Raw genomic sequence first — 16,575 nt, 5'->3', positions numbered from 1 at the left:
CACACGTCCTACTCGGCTCGATCGAACCCCGAGCGGGACAGCACTCTCACCGTGTCTGCTCCGAGCACAGGGGCCGCCTGTGCCGACGGGACAGCGCTACGACCGAACGACAGAGGCACCGCAGGGGTCAGTAGAGTGCCGATACCGGGTTGCTCGATTTCGGCGAACAGTGGGTTGTCGGTGGAGCACCGTCGGTCCTCATCGAGCAGTTGCTCGAACGTCCGATATGGACCCCACAATGCACTCGCAGCATCCAGGAGGGACCCGACCTCAGCGAGAGTTCTTGCGGCGAACCAAGGTTCGAGAACAGCGGCGATAGCGTAGCGGGCCGCATACCGACCACTGTCGGTGGACAGGTCGACGTCCAGCATCGGCTCGATCATCGCGAGCTTGTCCCCCAGCCCTGTGGCCTTGGTCAGCGCTTTCCACTGTCCGGTGGTGAGAGCAACCACCATCACGTCACGGTCGTCGGACGTGCGGAACTCTCGGCCGAATCCGCCGTACAACGAATTGCCGTCGGCTTGTCGCGAGGTGCCGTTGACCCGCACGTCGGCGAGGTAGCCGAGATTTCCGACGGTCGCGAGCATGACGTCGGACAATGCGATCGTCACCTCCTGGCCGTACCCGCTCAGCCTCCGAACACGCTCGGCGGCGAGCAAGCCGGTAGCGAGATACAGCCCCGCGGCAACATCCCACGCCGGCAGGACGTGATTGACAGGCCGATCGGAATCGCCTGTCACCAAGGGGAATCCGCTCGCACAGTTCACCGAGTAGTCGACCGCGGAGCTGCCGTCGTAGTTTCCCGTGAGACGCATCATGATCAGATCTTCTCGCCGCTGCACCAACTGCTCGTACCCCATCCAACCGCGAGCAGGCAGGTTGGTCAGCACGATGCCTGCGTCGACCATGAGCTGGGTTGCCTGTTCGCGGCCCTCGTCGCTGCGGAGATCGAGAGTCACCGACTTCTTGCCCTTGTTGAGGCTCGCCCAGTAGATGCTGGTGCCGTCGGCCGTCACCGGCCACCGATTAATGTCGATGTTGCCGCCGATCGGATCGATGCGAATCACCTCGGCACCCAACTGCGCCAACGTCATTCCGCCCAGCGGCGCTGCGACGAACGCGGACACCTCCACGACGGTCAGGCCTGCAAGCGGCGCACTGTCAGGCCGATTCGAAGACTGCTGCAATGCCCTGTCCTCCTCCGATGCACATGGTCTCCACACCGTATCGCGCTCCACGCCGCTTCATCTCGTGCAGCAGGGTCGTCATGATGCGCGAGCCGGTGGCTCCGACCGGGTGGCCGAGCGAAATTCCCGACCCGTTGACGTTCACGATCGACTGATCCTCGATGTTCAACTCCTGTAACACAGCCAGTACCTGCACCGCGAAGGCCTCGTTGATCTCGATCAGATCGATGTCCGCCAGGCTCAGCCCAAGTTTGGTCAGCAACTTGCGCACTGCAGGTACCGGTCCGATGCCCATCTCCGACGGCTCGCATCCGACGGCGGCCCACCCGTGCAGAAAGCCGATGGGGGTGAGTCCGAGACGGTCGAGTCGATCCTCGGCGACGACGAGACATGCTGCGGCCGCGTCGTTCTGCTGGCACGCGTTACCCGCGGTGACTGTACCGTCGGGCATGATCGATCGCAGTTTCGCTAATTTCTGGACCGACGAGTCCGCTCTGATTCCTTCATCCCTGTCGAAAACGACTGTGTCACCGCGGCGTTGAGGGACTTTCACCGGCACGACCTCGTCGGAGAATCGACCTTCGTCCCACGCGGCCGCTGCTCGCACTTGGCTTTGCACTGCGAACGCGTCGGCTTCGTCGCGAGTGATCGAGTACTTACGCGCAAGATTCTCTGCTGTTTCGATCATTCCCGAGATGTAGCCGAATCGCTCGACGGGTTGCGCACGCTCACGCCCGCGATCGAGCCGATCGTGGAGCTTCACCGAGCCTTGCTTCGAACCCCAACGCATGTCGGTCGTGTAGAACTCGACGTTGCTCATGCTTTCGACACCGCCCGCCATGACGACGTCGGCAGCGCCACTCTGGATCATCATCGCCGCGGTCGCGATCGATTGCAGACCGCCGCCGCAGCGGCGGTCGAGCTGCATGCCGGCGACATCGATCGGGAACCCTGCCTGCAGTGCGATCCAGCGCCCGACGCAGGGGGTTTCACTGTTGGAATAGGACTGCGCGAAGACCATGTCCTCGATCACCGCTGGGTCGATTCCGCTGCGCTCGACGACCGCGGTCGCCACTGCGGCGCCGAGATCCTCGACGGCAACGTTCTTCAACCCTCCTCCGAAGGCTCCGATCGCGGTGCGCGTCGGGGCCACGATGGCAGCTCGTCTCATGTTCTCTCCCTGTGGTGTTCGAAGTCCGGGGTCTCCTTGGCGAGGAATGCGCGAACCCCTTCGCGACATTCCGGTGAGCTGAAGGCCTGGTCGCTTGCTGCCAGAGATGCCTCGATCAAGACTTGTTCCGTGGCGTCGTCGGCCATGTCGATGACGGACTTGGCCAGCTCGAGCGCGTAGGTCGGACGCGTTGCCAGAGTTGCGGCGGTGTTCTGCGCGGCGGCCACTGCGGTTCCAGCAGGGACGGCATAGTCGATCAGTCCCCAATCCAGCGCAGTTGCGGTGTCCACTGGCTCGCCCAGGAGAATCAGTCGCTTGGCACGTCCGACGCCGATTCGGCGGGTTGCGCGAAACGTACCGCCGCTACTCGGAAAGACACCCAGCTTGATCTCCGGCAGCGCCAACCGAATCGATTCATCGGCAACCAAAAGATCGCAGCACAGAGCGATTTCGAGGCCACCGCCGAATGTGAGACCGTTCAGGGCGGCGACCGTCGGCTTCGGGTAGTTCGCCAGGAACGAGAATATCTCGTTCTGGCGCCGAAGTTTTTTGTCCACGACCTGACCCGGCTCCATCATGTCCGTGAATTCGGTGATGTCCGAACCTGCGCAGAATGCCCGTGACCCGGCACCGGTGATCACCACTGCGCGGACTTCGGGGTCGATGGCAAGGGCATCCAGGTGGTCCGACAGTTGCCGAGTCAGACCCAGCGTCACCACGTTCAGTGGCGGATTGTCCAGTGTCAGTGTGGCAACCGGCCCTGACCGGTCGAGTCGCACGAAGATCTCAGACATGTGTGACCCTTCTGGCCAGGATGCGTTCAGCGCGAAGAACAACCGGCTTGTCGATCATGGTTCCGGCGATCGCCATGACACCGCTGTCGGTGTCCTTCCACGCACGGGTGACGGCGGTGGCCCACTCGACCTCTGCGGCACTGGGCGCGAACACTCGATCGATCACCGGAACTTGCGCCGGATGTATGCAGAGCGCCCCGGTCATACCCACTGCGCGAGCGGACTCCGCAGCCAACTGCAGTCTTTCGAGATCACGAAAGTTCGCCAGGGTGTCCGGCAGCCCGAGGGCCATGACCCCGCTCGCCACGGCTGCGAGTGCAACCCACTGGGCCGGCACGGTGAGTGCTGCGGGTGTCGGTTCGACGCCGAGAGCAGCTGCGAAATCCTCACTACCGAGGCCGATACCGATGACGCGAGGCGCCGACGCGATCTCGTGCAGAACGAATACCGCTGCCGGATCCTCGATCAGGGCAAGCACTCCGATAGAGCCTTCGGTGATGCCTGCGGCCGATTCCTCACGCCGAAGGTCGGCGTCGAGCAATCGAAGTTGTTTCGCTGAAGCGACTTTCGGAACCATGATGGCCGAGACTCCCGGCCGTACCACGGTAGCGAGGTCGGATGCCCGTCCGATCCTCACCACTACCGGTACCGCCCGGCGACTGATGGATTCCACCGCAGCCGGGAGAGCTGCGAGCGCTGCAGGAACGTCGTGTTCGGAGATCGAGTCTTCCAGGTCGAGGATCACCGCGTCCGCTCCTCTGGTGTGGGCGGTCTCGACGAACCGCTGCGCAGTGACGGGCACGAACAACAATGTGGTCCAGTGCATCATGCGAAGTCGACCTCCGCTGTCATGCCCAGTCGACCGGACTCGTCGACTGCCTCCATCGAGAGTCCACCATCCCGGTCGAACACGTTCAGCGACATGGCCTTTCCGCCGAACATCGGTGCTCTCCCTCGAAAACGAAACGCCGCAAACGGAACCCGTCGATAGCGGGATGCGGCGTCGAGCAGCAGCGTTGCAGTCAACGGCCCCTGAACGACAATGTCCGGATACCCTTCGACTCCGGTTGCGTAATCTCGGTCGTAGTGGATGCGGTGGGCGTTGAACGTGGCCGCCGAGTATCGGAACAGCAGGACAGCGTCCGGTGTCAGCGTCCGTGAGAAGTCGGGTTCGGCCCTACCCTCGACGCCGGCGGTCGGCGACGAACCGTCCTTGTAGACGATGTTCTGCACTTCCGACAGCACGGTCGTCCCGTCGACGGTGAGTTCGTGACCGGCCTCGACGAACACCAGCCGACCGGTAGAGCCGTCTTTGACCGTGACGTCTGCGATTGTCGACACTCGCCGAACCGGGGCGCCCAGCGGTATCGGGCCGTGAAAGTGCACCGAACCCCCGGCCCACATGCGTTGGGGCAGATCCACGGGCGGCATGAATTCACCGCGACGTGGGTGCCCGTCGGTGTCGATATTCGACTGCGGTGTGGTCGGTGTGAAGCCTGTCCAATGTCCCAGCGGAGCGAGATCGGACCATGGGATTCTCGGATGGTCGCCGATGGCTGCCAGTCGTGCGTTGTGTGCCGTGGTGAAGGTGTCCGTGCCGGTCTCGGTGCGGCCGATCCAGTCGTCGAAACTCATGCAGGGGCATCCAGTTTCAGTTCGACGCGGCTGACCTTGCCCATGATGAGCAGGAAGCTCGCGACAGCAAGAGCCGCACTGATACCGACGAAGAGGAGGGCGCCGTCGAACGATCCGGTGGCATCGACGATGTATCCGATGATGATCGGCGTCGTGATGCCCGCGGCGTTGGCGAAGGTGTTGAACAATCCGCCCGACAGGCCCGCCGCCTCCTTCGGTGACGTGTCGGAAACCAACGTCCAACCGAGACTTCCGAGTCCCTTGCCGAAGAACGCGAGGACCATCAGAAGGATGACAACGGTTTCGGTGGACGTGAAGTTGCACAGAACGATGCACGTGGACAACGACAGTCCGATGACGATCGGCACCTTGCGTGCAACGGTCAGCGACGCGCCGCGCTTGAGTAGCCGATCCGAAAGCAGTCCTCCGAGAATTCCACCGGTGAAGCCGAAGATCGCGGGAATCGCCGCGGTGAGTCCGGCGTCGAGCAGATTCATGTCCAGTTCCTGGATGAGGTAGATCGGAAACCACGTCAGGAAGAAGTAGACAATGGTCGTGATGAAGAACTGACCGACGTAGAGGCCGATCATCATCCGGCTCGAGAGAAGTTGCTTGACGACGTTCCAGGAGTTGATCTTCGGCTTGGAGTCTCCGGATACCGTCGAAGTCTCCTCGATGTCGACGAGTGCACCGCCCGCTGCGATGTACTCGATCTCGGCGTCGTTGGCCATGCGGTGCTTCCGCGGCTGGTCGTAGAGCCACAACCACCCAAAGGTCAGCACCATGCCAAGACCGCCCATGAAGAAGTAGGCCGACTCCCAACCGTGGTCGTGAGTAAGCCACGCCATCAGAGGCGTGAAAACCACGGCGGCAGCGTATTGGGCCGAATTGAAGATCGCCGACGCCGTCGCGCGTTCCGACGTCGGGAACCAGGTGGCCACGACGCGCCCGTTCGCCGGATACGCCGGACCTTCGGCAAGTCCGACGCCGATTCGCAGCGCGAACAGCGCAGCGACCGCTGCTCCGACTCCGAGTATCGGCGCAAAGCCCTGCAGGAGCGTGAAGAACGACCAGACGAAGATACTGATCGCGTAGATGCGCTTGACACCGAACCGGTCGACGAATCGGCCGCCCGGGATCTGCGCGAGCATGTATGCCCACGCGAACACCGAAAACATGTAGCCGAGAGTGACTGCACTGAACCCGAAATCGGCACGGATCTCGGTACCGGTGATCGACAGAATGGCGCGGTCGGCGTTGTTGAGAGTCGAGATGATGAACAAGAGCGCGACGATCATGAAACGCACCTTGGTGCGTTTCACGACCGGACTTGCTGTATCAGTGTTGTGCGGCATGGGGTTCGAAGCTGAAAGGGACATCGGTTCTCTCCAAGAGGTCAATGATAGTGCACCGATAGATGAGCGAAGGAAAGATCAGCCGAACCTTCCGCCCGTGACGTGCAGGGTCTCGCCACTGATGAAACTCGCTCGTTCCGACGCGAGAAAAGCGACCGCATCGGCGATGTCCTCGGGCGTCCCGACGCGTCCCAGCGGAGTGCTTTCGACCGCCCGGTCCCGAATCTTCTCGTAGTGTCCGAGGGAGCGAACTGCCTCGGTGGCAACGAATCCGGGTGCGACCGCGTTGACGGTGATGCCGTAGCGGCCCTCTTCGAGGCAGAGCGCCCGGGTCAACCCGAGGATGCCGGCTTTGGCGCTCGAGTAGTTGGCCTGTCCGGGGTTTCCGAAGTGCGCCCTCGACGAGATGTTGACGATACGACCCCATCGCTGATCGATCAGATGCGGCATGACGGCTTTCGAGGTGAGGAATGCACCTTTGAGGATCACGTCGATGACGTCGTCCCAGTTGCTTTCGCTCATCTTGGTCAGAACGCTGTCACGCGGGAATCCCGCGTTGTTGACCAGTACGTGCACGCCGCCGAACCTGTCGAGCGTGTCCTGCACCAGGGCGTCGACGTCAGCCGATCGCGTGATGTCTCCTGCCACCGCGTGAGCGCTGTATCCCTGCGCGACGATGTCCTTGGCCGTGAGTTCGGCGCTTTCGGCATCGATGTCGGTGACCACGACGTGCGCACCTTCACACGCGAGCCTGCGAGCGGTCGCTTCCCCGAGCCCGCGCGCCGAGCCGGTCACGATGGCGACCTTGCCGTTCAGTTCGAGTTCCATTGTAGTATTTGTCCTTTCGATTCAGCCTAAGGAGACGTCCAGGTACGAATCGAGCGCGAGAACGCCGCGCTCGAGTACCATGACGGGATTGAGGTCGAGGGATGCGAAGGCACCCGAGTGCGCCACGGCGAAACGCGAAACATTCACGAGAAGCTCTGCAAGAGCATCGATATCGGATTTCGGTGCGCCACGGAAACCTGTCAGAAGCGGGTATCCGTCGATCTCCTCGATCATGCGATGTGCTTCGGCGAGGTCGAGAGCACCTACCCTGAATGCGACGTCCTTGTACAACTCCGCCTGCACGCCGCCGAGTCCGAACATCACGGTGGGGCCGAACACAGGATCCGACACCACGCCGATGATCGTTTCCACACCGGGAGGGCAGGTTTCGGACACCATGACGCCGTCGATCCGAGCGTCAGGCTGCGCTGCCCTGGCACGGGCGACAAGCGTGTCGAAGCCTGCGCTTGCTTGCTGGGCATCCGCTATTCCGAGCAGCACCCCGCCGATCTCCGTCTTGTGGGCGATATCGGGTGACACGATCTTCATGACCACCGGAAAGTCGAGCGCAGCAACAGCATCGGGAATTTCGGAAGCCGACGTCGTCAGCACCGCGCGAGGAAACGGCACACCTGCGTCGACGAGAAGTCGTTGTGCATCGAGTTCGGACAGCGCGCTCGAACCGAAGTCGACCTGCTCGCGCGGGACCGAAAGGGCCCCGATCTCGCGATCGAACCCCTCTCGCAGCTGGGCGAGAGCGCTCAAGGCCAGGGCTGCGCGTTCGGAGTCGTCGAACACCAGAAAACCCTCGGCCTCGTACGCTTCGACCACCTCGGCGCGCGCTTCCATGCACAGCACCGTCGGCCGGTCCATGAATCGAGACGTACCTGCGCCGATCGCCGCACGAATGTCGTCGCCGTAGGTCGGCGAATCGGGAAGCATCGTGAACGAACCGATAATGCTGTCGTAGCCGCCATCGGCGTACATGACGTCGAACGTCTTGGTGATCAGGCTCATGTCGTTGAGCCAGCCGGCCGTGGTGTCGCACGGATTGTTGTCGCTGCCCATCGGATTCAGCGCTCGGAGCTTGTCCCGACCGGTTTCGGGGAGTGACGCAACGTCGAGAGAATGTCGGGACGCGGCGTCGCACAGCTGAACGCCGAATCCTCCTGACACGGTGATGATTCCGAGACTACGGCCGTGGGGAAATACACCCCGACTCGCTGCATACGCAACGTCGACCTGCTCCTGAGTAGTACGGGCACGGTAGATGCCGTACTGGGTGCACAGTCCGTCGAACACTGCGTCGGCGCCGGCGAGGCTCGCCGTGTGCGACTGCGCTGCATGTGCACCGATCTCGGACTCGCCGACCTTCATGAACACGACGGCCTTTCGGTTGTCGTGCGCTGCCTGAAGGGCCGCCCGGAAAGTATCTCCATCACGGATACCCTCCGCGTACGCGAGGATCACCTCGACGTCGTCCTGCAATGCGAGCCAGTGAATGCAATCCGCAACGTCCGTGCCGGCCTCGTTGCCCGTACTCACCCAATAACCGACGCCGACGCCGCGCTTCTCGCACAGGTACGCCAAATGGCCTCCGTAAGCGCCACTCTGACTGACGATGGCCACCTGCCCTGGCGTCGGAAGCCCTGCGTCGAATGCACTGGAGAACGTTCCGGTGAACCCGCTGCCGGTATGCAGGAGTCCGAGGCAGTTCGGCCCGAGCAGTCGCACACCGCCGTCAGCGGCGATCTTTGCGAGACGGTCCTGCAATTGTCCACCGTCACTGCCGGTTTCGGCGAAGCCCGCCGCGTAGATCACTGCGGCGCACACACCCATGTCGACGCACTCGGTCAGCGAGTCCTCGAGCAACCTCGAGGGAAGCGCAATCAGTGCGACGTCGGGCGCCGCTGGAAGGTCGGAAAGGGATGCGTATGCAGTGAGACCTTGAACTGTGTCGCGGCGGTTGTTCACCGGATAGATCGCACCCTCGTATCCGGAACGGATCAGATAGTGCAGGGCACGGCCGGAAATCCGAGTGGCGTCGTCCGACGCACCGATCACTGCGACGGACGTCGGCCGGAAGGCTTTGTCGAGGTTGGCAATGTTGTGTGGCGTCATGTTCAGCGCTCCGCGGTGTCATCACATTCGATTGGTCCTGTTGCTCAGGTCACACTGCCGAAGTCGTATGGTGTTATACAAGCCAGAGTTGCAAGGTCGCATAAGTTGATTCGAATCGAGTATCACCAGTGGATTTACGCCAGCTCACGCAGTTCGTCGCTGTCGCCGAGACCTTGAACTTCAGGGCCGCAGCCGAGAGGCTGCACATGACTCAACCTCCGCTGTCGGTGTCGATTCGCAAGCTCGAGGCGGAGATCGGCGCGGATCTGTTCGTGCGGTCCACCCACCAGGTGCGGCTCACTCAGGCAGGCGAGGCAGTACTCGACGAGGCACGTGCCGCCCTGTTCCATGCCGAGGAAGTCGCCCGAGTGGCCAGGGCGACGGCAGCAGGGTCGAGCGGAAACCTCCGAGTCGGGTTCGTAGGCTCGGCGAAGAACCTGCTGCTTCCGAGACTGTTACCACTGTTCCAGGGAAAGCACCCGGGGGTCGTCCTGAAGTTCGTCGAGCAGACCAACACTCGATTGATCGCCTCACTCGAGCAACACCAGATCGACGTCGCGATCGTTCGCGTACCGCTGACTCGTCGCAGCGACGTTGAATACGTGACCGTCGAACACGATCATTTCGTTGTGGCACTGCCCCTTCGGCACCGACTCGCCGCCCGAGACAGCATCCGATTCGACGAGTTGAAGGATCAGCCGTTCATCGACTACACGGCTGGGCAGATGCCGGGGCTTCATGCGCTGACGGCCATGTTGTTCGAGGAGGCCGGGGTGTCGCCTCGCGTCGCGCAGGAGGCCGTCGAAGTCCAGACGGTGCTCTTTCTCGTCGAGAGCGGACTCGGACTCGCGCTCGTGCCGTCGAATTCGGCCCGCAGGGCAGGGCCGGGCGTCGTGTTCAGGCCGCTGTCACCCGCGCCGACTCGACCGAACATCGGACTGGCAATCGCCTACAATCCCCACTTCGAGAGCGTCACGGTTCGCCAATTCGTCAGTGCCGCAATCGAACAGTCGCCGGTGTGAGGTTCTTGTCCATCCTTCGAGCTAGGAAAATCGTTGGTACGCAACCTGAGTCCGAAAGGGCACTCACTATCATGCCGTCAGCGGGATCGTCATGTGCGAGTGGTCTCCTGCGGCCCGTCGCAGCCGGCGCACTGGGGAACGATTCCCGCAGCCCGATCGGCCAGCTGAGTATTGGCTGCGACATCCCTTGCATCGGTCTCCCCCGCGGAACCCGCATACTACCGAGCTAGGACAAGCGAGCCACCGAGAGCGGAAGCACTGTGGATCATGTAGACCGCGACGCTGCAGTGACGCCGTCGAGCACCGCATTGAACTTCCATGCCCGCCGGTCTGCCGGATCAGCGGACGTCAGATGCGGCTTGAGAGCGGTGATCGCCGGGAAGTCATCAGCGCTCACAGCGTCGTATGCGGCCTCGATCCTCCCCGCCGCCGAGGTGATCATCGCTTCCCCGCTCGCGCTTGTTGGATCTTTCGCACGCGCACTCAGTGCGTCTCGACTCCACGCGGCCTGCTCGATCGCGCTCGAGGTGACGAACTGATCGAGCAGGTCAGCAGCGGCTATGCACGCGTCGTCTGCGACGCCGCCGGATCGAAGCAACGACAGAATCCGCTCAGTGACGCGTAATGAATTCGAGCCGATTTGCGCGTCCGCAAGCGCGACGAGAGCAATGTCGTTGTGCGAGGCGAGAACCTCGATCTGATCGAAGACAATGCGTTGAAGCTGCTCTCTCCAAGGGCCCTCGACAGCAGTCGAGGTAAGCACCTCGGCCAAGGCGAGATCGTATGCCGCCTCGAACAGGTCCTTCCGATCGTCGACGTAGACGTACAGCGAAGCAGCGGCGGTGTCGAGTCGCGTCGCCACCTTGCGCATCGACACGGCTGCCAGGCCGTTCTCATCGATGAGCGCAAGTGTGGCCTCCACGATCGCCGCGCGGCTGAGCGCTGGTTTCGCCGGCTGTGTGCGAGCCGAAGAACGCCCGCTCCCCTTTGTGGTCACCGACTCACCCTACTTGACTAACACCGTCTGCAACGTACAGTGTTAGTCCCGAACGCTGTTAGTTACGAACATCGTTAGTTCAGGATGGAAGATCGATGAATACTCTCGAAGACCGCAGATGGCTCGCGCTGTGGGCGGTGCTGTGTGCCGCGGTGATGGACCTACTCGACGCGACCGTGATGATCGTGGCGGGACCGTCGGTTCAAGAAGCTTTCGGCGCGACCGACGCCGTCCTGCTGTGGCTCACCGCCGCGTACACGCTTCCCTTCGGAGTGCTCCTGATCCTGGGTGGTCGCTTCGGTGACCGATGGGGACGCCGGCGTATCTTCCTGATCGGAGCCACAGGATTCGTCCTGGCCTCGATACTGTGCGCCCTGTCGCCGTCGATCGAGGTGCTGCTCGCAGCACGTGTTCTGCAGGGCGCGTTCGGCGCACTCCTCATTCCGCAGGGCTATGGCCTTGTCGGAACTCTGTTCTCGCGCGAAAGGGAACGCGGACGCGCATTTTCGATGTTCGGCCCGGTCAGTGCGATAGCAGGTGTCGGCGGACCTATTCTCGCCGGAGCACTGATCGGGTGGGACATGGCAGGCATCGGATGGCGAGCGATCTTCCTCGTCAACGTACCGATCGGAATCTTCGTGATCATCGCAGCAGCTGCGTGTCTGCCACGTGACGACACTCTCCGCAGCGTCCGAATCGATCCGGTCGGCGCCGCCTTGGTCGCAGCTGTCGCCGCACTCATCGTGTTCCCCCTGATCGAAGGCCCCCAATCCAGTTGGCCATGGTGGAGTTTCGCCCTCATGGCCGGTTCAGCAGTCGCGGGGTGGACTCTGACACGACAAATGCGCCGTAGCCCGGCGCCTATCCTCGAACCGACATTACTTGGAAAGCCTGCTTTCCTCGCGGGTCTCGTACTCGCTATCGCGCTCTTCGCCGGCACTGGCGGGCTGACCCTCCTTCTCTCGCTCTACCTCCAGCTCAGCAATGGCGACAGCGCCCTCGGCACCGGGCTCGCGCTCGCCCCACTCGCCGTCGGCATCGCAATCGGTTCACCGATTTCCGCGAAACTCCGCCTTCGCTTCGGTCGACGAGGCCTGCACGTCGGCCTCGCCGTCGAGATCCTCGGACTTGCACTTCTTGCTATTGCCATAGCAGTAGCTTCCGGTGCGATCGCGTTCGAGCTGGCAGTGTTCGTCATCGGGATCGGGCAAGGTCTGTTGTTCGGCCCTGTCATCCAAACCATCCTCGGCACCGCTGATACACACGAAATCGGAAGCGCTGCAGGGGCTATGACATCGTTGCAACAAATTGCCACCGCCTTCGGCATCGCGGTGCTCGGCACCATTTTCTTCACTGCAACCGACGCGACCACCATGATCGTCGGAATCGCGGCGGTCATGGCCCTCATGGTGGTGGCCGCAATTCTCGTCCTACGACTCCCTCGCACCACACTCTCTTTCTGAAAGGCACTACCGTCATCATGTCGAACCACACGAACCGCATCGTCGTCCTCGGAGCTGGAGGACGCACCGGACGCCTCATCGTCGACACGTCACTGCGTGCCGGACACGACACACTCGCAGTGGTCCGGTCACCCGAACGGGCTGACCTACCTCCTCACGACAGGCTCGAGGTAGGTACAGGAGACGCCCTGGATGTGGCGTCGCTCGAACGATTGCTCCGCGCCGGGGACGTCGTCGTCTCCGCTATCGGCCCTTCCGGCCGAAAGTCGAACGGCCTGTACACGAATGCCGCCCACGCGGTCGTCGGTGCCACTGCACGGACGGGTGCCCATAGGTTGGTCGCAATCACCTCGAGCGGGGTCCGTTCCGACGACCCCGGCCATCCCTGGTGGTACCGCAGATTTCTGGTGCCGTTCATGCGCAACACCTACCACGACATGGCACGCATGGAATCGGTTGTCGGTGACAGTCCACTGGACTGGACATTCGTCCGACCAGGACGACTCCTGGACGAACCGGCAACCGGCGACTACCGCGTCGAGAACGAAGCGAATCCGGCCGGCGGTATCGGCGTTCCCCGACAAGACGTGGCCGACTTCGTCATCGCCTGCGCCGAGGACGACACCTGGAGCCGCAAGTATCCCACCATCACACGATGACGTGTTGCGTGACAGCGTCGTGCACCAACCGGGCCCTCATACCGTCCGGTCGCGTCGGGCAGGTGCGATCAGCAAACTACTGCGAAAACGGCTCTCGACGCGATGATCAACGAGTGGCGATCTACTTTTCGGCGAGACCTGTTGCCGCCGCGAGGTATTCACGTGAGTCTCGAAACGTCTGCGTGACACCGCGTCCCGCGACGGCTCGGTACCGACTGATCTGGTCGTCGTCGAGTAGATCGAGCACCGTGGTCGAGTCCGTGTGCATCCACCCGCCGTCTCGCACCAGTTCGTGTGCACGTTTACCCTGCAGGGCAGAAATTCCTTCCAGCCTGATTCCGTTCGGATCGGTCGACGCTGCGATGTAGTAGGCCTTCTTACTGGGGTAGCCGGCCTTGACTTTCGCGCGCAGCCGCAGGACGGCATCGACCGCGTCATCGATGGCAGACGAATGCTCGTCGGAGCCCGATTCGGCAGCAGAGACACGCGCAATCTCCGCATCCAGTCCAGCAAGCAAAGTGGCGAGGTATTCGAGATCGCTCATCAACTCATGATGCCCTACGGCGGTGAACTCGAAAACCACAACGGGCTTCCGCAAGCCCCAGCTCACGACGGTGCCCACCGAGTAGCGTTTCGCCACAACGTTGTTCGTCGTCGTACGACACGCTGTGCCCGACGACTTCCTGGTCTCAGCAGAACGCTCCGGCCGTGCAAACATCGGTAGCGGTCTCGCGAGCGTCTTCGGGTGCTGGTATCCCTAGATGAGGATCCCGTGCACGTTTCCACCTCGAACACGACGAAAGCACTGACGACATGACGCAAATCGGTCTCGGCCTTGCCGCGCTCGGACGCCCCGAGTATCTGACGGTCGGGCACTCGGATGCGGTGAACGGGCGATTCGATCCGGCCACCCTGGAGCAGCTGTGCCACGCAGTACTCGACGCCGCCTGGGATAGCGGAATTCGGCATCTGGACGTCGCTCGGTCCTACGGATTGGCCGAACGTTTCCTCGGTAGTTGGTTGTCCCGACACGCGAATCGGCGTGAGAACCTCGCGATCGGCTCCAAATGGGGATATGCCTACGTCGCCGACTTCCAGCGGGACGCCGCAGTACACGAGGTCAAAGAACATTCGATTGCACACCTGGCCGAACAGTGGCCCCAGACCCTGCACGAACTCGGCGGTGCACCCGACCATTACCTGATCCACAGCGTAACTCCGGACAGTCCGGCCCTCAGCGACACTGCGCTGCTCGACGACCTGCGCGCCATCGCCGAGACCGGTACCCGCATCGGGATCAGCACCAGCGGTCCTCACCAAGCCGATGTCGTGCACGCAGCGCTGGATATCGGGGTATTCAGTTCGGTGCAGTCGACGTGGAACCCCCTCGAACCGTCCGTCGGCCCGGCCCTGGCACGCGCACACGACGCCGGCTGGTTCGTCGTCGTCAAAGAGGCAATGGCCAATGGCCGACTCGTCGCCGAGAACTCGGAACTCGCCCGGATCGCGGACTCCGCCGGGGTCGGCCGCGACGCACTCGCACTGGCGGTCGCACTCTCGCAGCCGTGGGCCGATATCGTCCTGTCCGGCGCGGCGACCGTCGCGCACCTCGAGCAGAACGTCGCCGCACTCGCAATCGACCGTGACCTGATTGCCGCGAGCGAGCTTGATCTTGCAGAAGCCCCAGCAAACTACTGGGACAACCGGTCCCGGCTGGAGTGGACGTAACAACCCTGGCAGAGCGTCGAACACGTGCTCACCGAGTACGGGGGTTCAGGCCGGTGTTCATCACGACGCTTGAGCTCCGACGACCTTGTCGCGGCGCTCGGCGATTCCACGTCCGATCTCCGGTAGGTGAGATTCATGCCAAAGCTCCAGAGACCATGGCCGGCTATTGGAACCGCGCGGATTCCTCGAAAGAGGTTCTCACCGATGATGGTTGGTTGAAGACGGGCTACCCCGACTCCTCTGGCTACCCGACCGTTTGAAGGACATGATCGTCACCGGCGGATCCAACGTCTACCCGAGCGAGGTGGAGGAAGCGATCAACAAGGTCGACGGCGTGTCCGCGTCATCGGTCATCGGCCTCCCCCATCGCATTTGGGGCGAGGAGGTGACGGCAGTGGTCGTGGCGGATCGAGACAGACACCTTGATCCGGGCTTCGTCCGTGACCAGTGCCGTGGGCGCCTGCCGGCTACAAGGTGCCGAAACGAGTCGTCTTCGTGGATGAACTGCCGACCAACGCCTACGGCAAGGTACTGAAACGGTCTTTACCGGGAACAGATTTCGTCCATGCTCGACCCCGAGCCCGAACTCGCCTAATCCCCCAGATAACCAGTGTCCGGGTCGATCTGGCCGAGGAAGTCTCGGATCGATTCGCGATGCTGATCGACAGTGAGCGGCTCGAATCCGGAAGGGCTGCCTGCGTGGTCTCGGACGCTCGGGTAGGCCGTATGAAGGAAACTGGAGTATCAATAACCGCTGTTCGGTCCGGAGTCCCAGGTGTAGTCGTAGGTACCCGACGCGCCCGAGCGGGCCCGGACGGTGAAGATCTCGCCCTCGACGGTCAGAGTGTACGGACCGTCGACGACATCGAGCTTCATGTCGCTCGATAGTTCGTCGTCTCCGTGTAGGTCCACTTCGTCCTCGTTCTCCCTGCGATCATTTCACTCGCATCGCGCGATATCTTTCTGTATTGATCGAATTCGATCCGGCGAGATCACTCCTGCGCGGTAGTGATGACCCTCCGGTGAGACGATCAACTCCTCGTCCTCCACGCCGTCGACTTCTTGCGGTGTCCAATTCACCGCTCGCAGTCCACCAAAGATTCACGATTTCAGTGTAAGAACTTCCCTGCTAGAACCACGTCCGTCACGGTCAACACCGGACCCGAACGAATCGACACTCGAAACATCCCGGGACAGGGAAGCCAGGGCCCTCCGGGTTTTCGACAAGCCACGGGCACAGACTGGTTCGAGGTCTGGAACTGCGGCTGCTGCAGAATGATTCGAAGCCGATGTTGAGATATTTCTCCGGTGTTTGTCATGCCGATCAGGCCACTCGGTCTCGACAGCAGATGGCCTGACACGAACGGCGATTCGCTGCTATGGGAGTAACCGTCGGTTGTGCGGCACTCGCCCTTGTTGTATGCACCCGCATGGCCGTGCGCTCGTGAGGTCCACCGCAGGTCAGCCCACGGCACTCGGCGGTGTTTAGTGTTGTTCGGTGGATACAGCCCATCCGCGATAGGTCAGGAGAGTCATGTCGACCGAGAACGAGTCACCGGACGTCAAGCCGCGGAGTCGCGATGTCACCGACGGCCTGGAGAAGACCGCTGCCCGA

16 protein-coding genes are annotated in these 16,575 nt (G+C 62.3%); 5 read left to right on the top strand and 11 right to left on the bottom strand.

Going from position 1 to position 16,575, the window contains the following annotated elements; all coding sequences use genetic code 11:
* Window positions 1–8: 8 nt before the first annotated feature.
* The 8 genes from CHB96_RS25295 to CHB96_RS25260 form a co-directional block, all read right to left on the bottom strand.
* Entirely contained in the window at window positions 9–1,187 is a 1,179-nt protein-coding gene (locus tag CHB96_RS25295) for a CoA transferase (RefSeq protein ID WP_141136556.1), read from the bottom strand.
* Entirely contained in the window at window positions 1,162–2,358 is a 1,197-nt protein-coding gene (locus CHB96_RS25290) for an acetyl-CoA C-acetyltransferase (RefSeq protein WP_089251519.1), read from the bottom strand. Before CHB96_RS25290 ends, CHB96_RS25295 begins: the two co-directional genes overlap by 26 nt.
* Entirely contained in the window at window positions 2,355–3,152 is a 798-nt protein-coding gene (locus CHB96_RS25285; protein WP_089251517.1) for an enoyl-CoA hydratase/isomerase family protein, read from the bottom strand. Before CHB96_RS25285 ends, CHB96_RS25290 begins: the two co-directional genes overlap by 4 nt.
* Entirely contained in the window at window positions 3,145–3,981 is an 837-nt protein-coding gene (locus CHB96_RS25280) for an HpcH/HpaI aldolase/citrate lyase family protein (RefSeq protein WP_089251515.1), read from the bottom strand. The genes CHB96_RS25285 and CHB96_RS25280 overlap by 8 nt, the downstream gene beginning before the upstream one ends.
* The gene (locus CHB96_RS25275; RefSeq protein ID WP_089251513.1) at window positions 3,978–4,787 is read right to left on the bottom strand and encodes an HTD2 family dehydratase; all 810 of its coding nucleotides are present in this window, start codon (window positions 4,785–4,787) and stop codon (window positions 3,978–3,980) included. Before CHB96_RS25275 ends, CHB96_RS25280 begins: the two co-directional genes overlap by 4 nt.
* A complete protein-coding gene (locus CHB96_RS25270) occupies window positions 4,784–6,085 on the bottom strand; it encodes an MFS transporter (protein WP_281254457.1) in 1,302 nt (433 codons plus the stop codon). Before CHB96_RS25270 ends, CHB96_RS25275 begins: the two co-directional genes overlap by 4 nt.
* Before the next feature lie 135 nt (window positions 6,086–6,220).
* Window positions 6,221–6,970, bottom strand: a complete 750-nt coding sequence (locus CHB96_RS25265) for an SDR family NAD(P)-dependent oxidoreductase (RefSeq protein WP_089251509.1) — start codon at window positions 6,968–6,970, stop codon at window positions 6,221–6,223.
* 21 nt (window positions 6,971–6,991) lie between these two features.
* Window positions 6,992–9,091, bottom strand: coding sequence for an acetate--CoA ligase family protein (locus tag CHB96_RS25260; protein ID WP_089251507.1), 2,100 nt, complete (start codon window positions 9,089–9,091; stop codon window positions 6,992–6,994).
* Window positions 9,092–9,219: 128 nt separating this feature from the next.
* Here CHB96_RS25260 and CHB96_RS25255 point away from each other — a divergent pair, with 128 nt between their 5' ends.
* On the top strand, window positions 9,220–10,113 hold the full coding sequence (locus tag CHB96_RS25255; RefSeq protein ID WP_089251505.1) for a LysR substrate-binding domain-containing protein: 894 nt from the start codon (window positions 9,220–9,222) through the stop codon (window positions 10,111–10,113).
* Between the two features lie 265 nt (window positions 10,114–10,378).
* Here the strand turns inward: CHB96_RS25255 and CHB96_RS25250 are convergent, their stop codons facing one another.
* Window positions 10,379–11,110, bottom strand: a complete 732-nt coding sequence (locus tag CHB96_RS25250; protein WP_089251503.1) for a TetR/AcrR family transcriptional regulator — start codon at window positions 11,108–11,110, stop codon at window positions 10,379–10,381.
* A gap of 95 nt (window positions 11,111–11,205) precedes the next feature.
* On the opposite strand from CHB96_RS25250, the gene CHB96_RS25245 reads away from it, so the two are divergent.
* Complete coding sequence (locus CHB96_RS25245) at window positions 11,206–12,573, top strand: MFS transporter (RefSeq protein WP_089251501.1); 1,368 nt, start codon at window positions 11,206–11,208, stop codon at window positions 12,571–12,573.
* Window positions 12,574–12,590: 17 nt separating this feature from the next.
* Window positions 12,591–13,232, top strand: coding sequence for an NAD(P)-dependent oxidoreductase (locus tag CHB96_RS25240; RefSeq protein WP_089251499.1), 642 nt, complete (start codon window positions 12,591–12,593; stop codon window positions 13,230–13,232).
* Window positions 13,233–13,353: 121 nt separating this feature from the next.
* Here the strand turns inward: CHB96_RS25240 and CHB96_RS25235 are convergent, their stop codons facing one another.
* The gene (locus CHB96_RS25235) at window positions 13,354–13,776 is read right to left on the bottom strand and encodes a phosphate acetyltransferase (RefSeq protein WP_089251629.1); all 423 of its coding nucleotides are present in this window, start codon (window positions 13,774–13,776) and stop codon (window positions 13,354–13,356) included.
* A gap of 269 nt (window positions 13,777–14,045) precedes the next feature.
* Here CHB96_RS25235 and CHB96_RS25230 point away from each other — a divergent pair, with 269 nt between their 5' ends.
* Both CHB96_RS25230 and CHB96_RS30440 read left to right on the top strand, forming a co-directional pair.
* Window positions 14,046–14,960: an aldo/keto reductase gene (locus CHB96_RS25230; protein ID WP_089251497.1), complete on the top strand. Its 915-nt coding sequence runs from the start codon at window positions 14,046–14,048 to the stop codon at window positions 14,958–14,960.
* Between the two features lie 265 nt (window positions 14,961–15,225).
* Complete coding sequence (locus CHB96_RS30440; protein WP_141136555.1) at window positions 15,226–15,495, top strand: AMP-binding enzyme; 270 nt, start codon at window positions 15,226–15,228, stop codon at window positions 15,493–15,495.
* Between the two features lie 209 nt (window positions 15,496–15,704).
* On the opposite strand, the gene CHB96_RS30325 is transcribed toward CHB96_RS30440, so the two are convergent.
* Window positions 15,705–15,836: a hypothetical protein gene (locus CHB96_RS30325; protein WP_281254456.1), complete on the bottom strand. Its 132-nt coding sequence runs from the start codon at window positions 15,834–15,836 to the stop codon at window positions 15,705–15,707.
* Window positions 15,837–16,575: the final 739 nt, after the last annotated feature.

The organism is Rhodococcoides kyotonense, from assembly GCF_900188125.1.
Lineage (GTDB): Bacteria > Actinomycetota > Actinomycetes > Mycobacteriales > Mycobacteriaceae > Rhodococcoides > Rhodococcoides kyotonense.
The sequence above is the reverse complement of the archived record's forward strand: the minus strand, read 5'-3'. Positions and strand labels throughout refer to the sequence as shown.

Bases quoted from the DNA above. Each gene is read 5' to 3' on its own strand.
- CHB96_RS25270 (WP_281254457.1), bottom strand. From the start codon at position 6,085: ATGATCGTCGCGCTCTTGTTCATCATCTCGACTCTCAACAACGCCGAC.
- CHB96_RS25245 (WP_089251501.1), top strand. From the start codon at position 11,206: ATGAATACTCTCGAAGACCGCAGATGGCTCGCGCTGTGGGCGGTGCTG.
- CHB96_RS25290 (WP_089251519.1), bottom strand. From the start codon at position 2,358: ATGAGACGAGCTGCCATCGTGGCCCCGACGCGCACCGCGATCGGAGCC.
- CHB96_RS25230 (WP_089251497.1), top strand. From the start codon at position 14,046: ATGACGCAAATCGGTCTCGGCCTTGCCGCGCTCGGACGCCCCGAGTAT.
- CHB96_RS25275 (WP_089251513.1), bottom strand. From the start codon at position 4,787: ATGAGTTTCGACGACTGGATCGGCCGCACCGAGACCGGCACGGACACC.
- CHB96_RS25285 (WP_089251517.1), bottom strand. From the start codon at position 3,152: ATGTCTGAGATCTTCGTGCGACTCGACCGGTCAGGGCCGGTTGCCACA.
- CHB96_RS25260 (WP_089251507.1), bottom strand. From the start codon at position 9,091: ATGACGCCACACAACATTGCCAACCTCGACAAAGCCTTCCGGCCGACG.
- CHB96_RS30440 (WP_141136555.1), top strand. From the start codon at position 15,226: ATGATCGTCACCGGCGGATCCAACGTCTACCCGAGCGAGGTGGAGGAA.
- CHB96_RS25240 (WP_089251499.1), top strand. From the start codon at position 12,591: ATGTCGAACCACACGAACCGCATCGTCGTCCTCGGAGCTGGAGGACGC.
- CHB96_RS25280 (WP_089251515.1), bottom strand. From the start codon at position 3,981: ATGATGCACTGGACCACATTGTTGTTCGTGCCCGTCACTGCGCAGCGG.
- CHB96_RS30325 (WP_281254456.1), bottom strand. From the start codon at position 15,836: ATGAAGCTCGATGTCGTCGACGGTCCGTACACTCTGACCGTCGAGGGC.
- CHB96_RS25235 (WP_089251629.1), bottom strand. From the start codon at position 13,776: ATGAGCGATCTCGAATACCTCGCCACTTTGCTTGCTGGACTGGATGCG.
- CHB96_RS25265 (WP_089251509.1), bottom strand. From the start codon at position 6,970: ATGGAACTCGAACTGAACGGCAAGGTCGCCATCGTGACCGGCTCGGCG.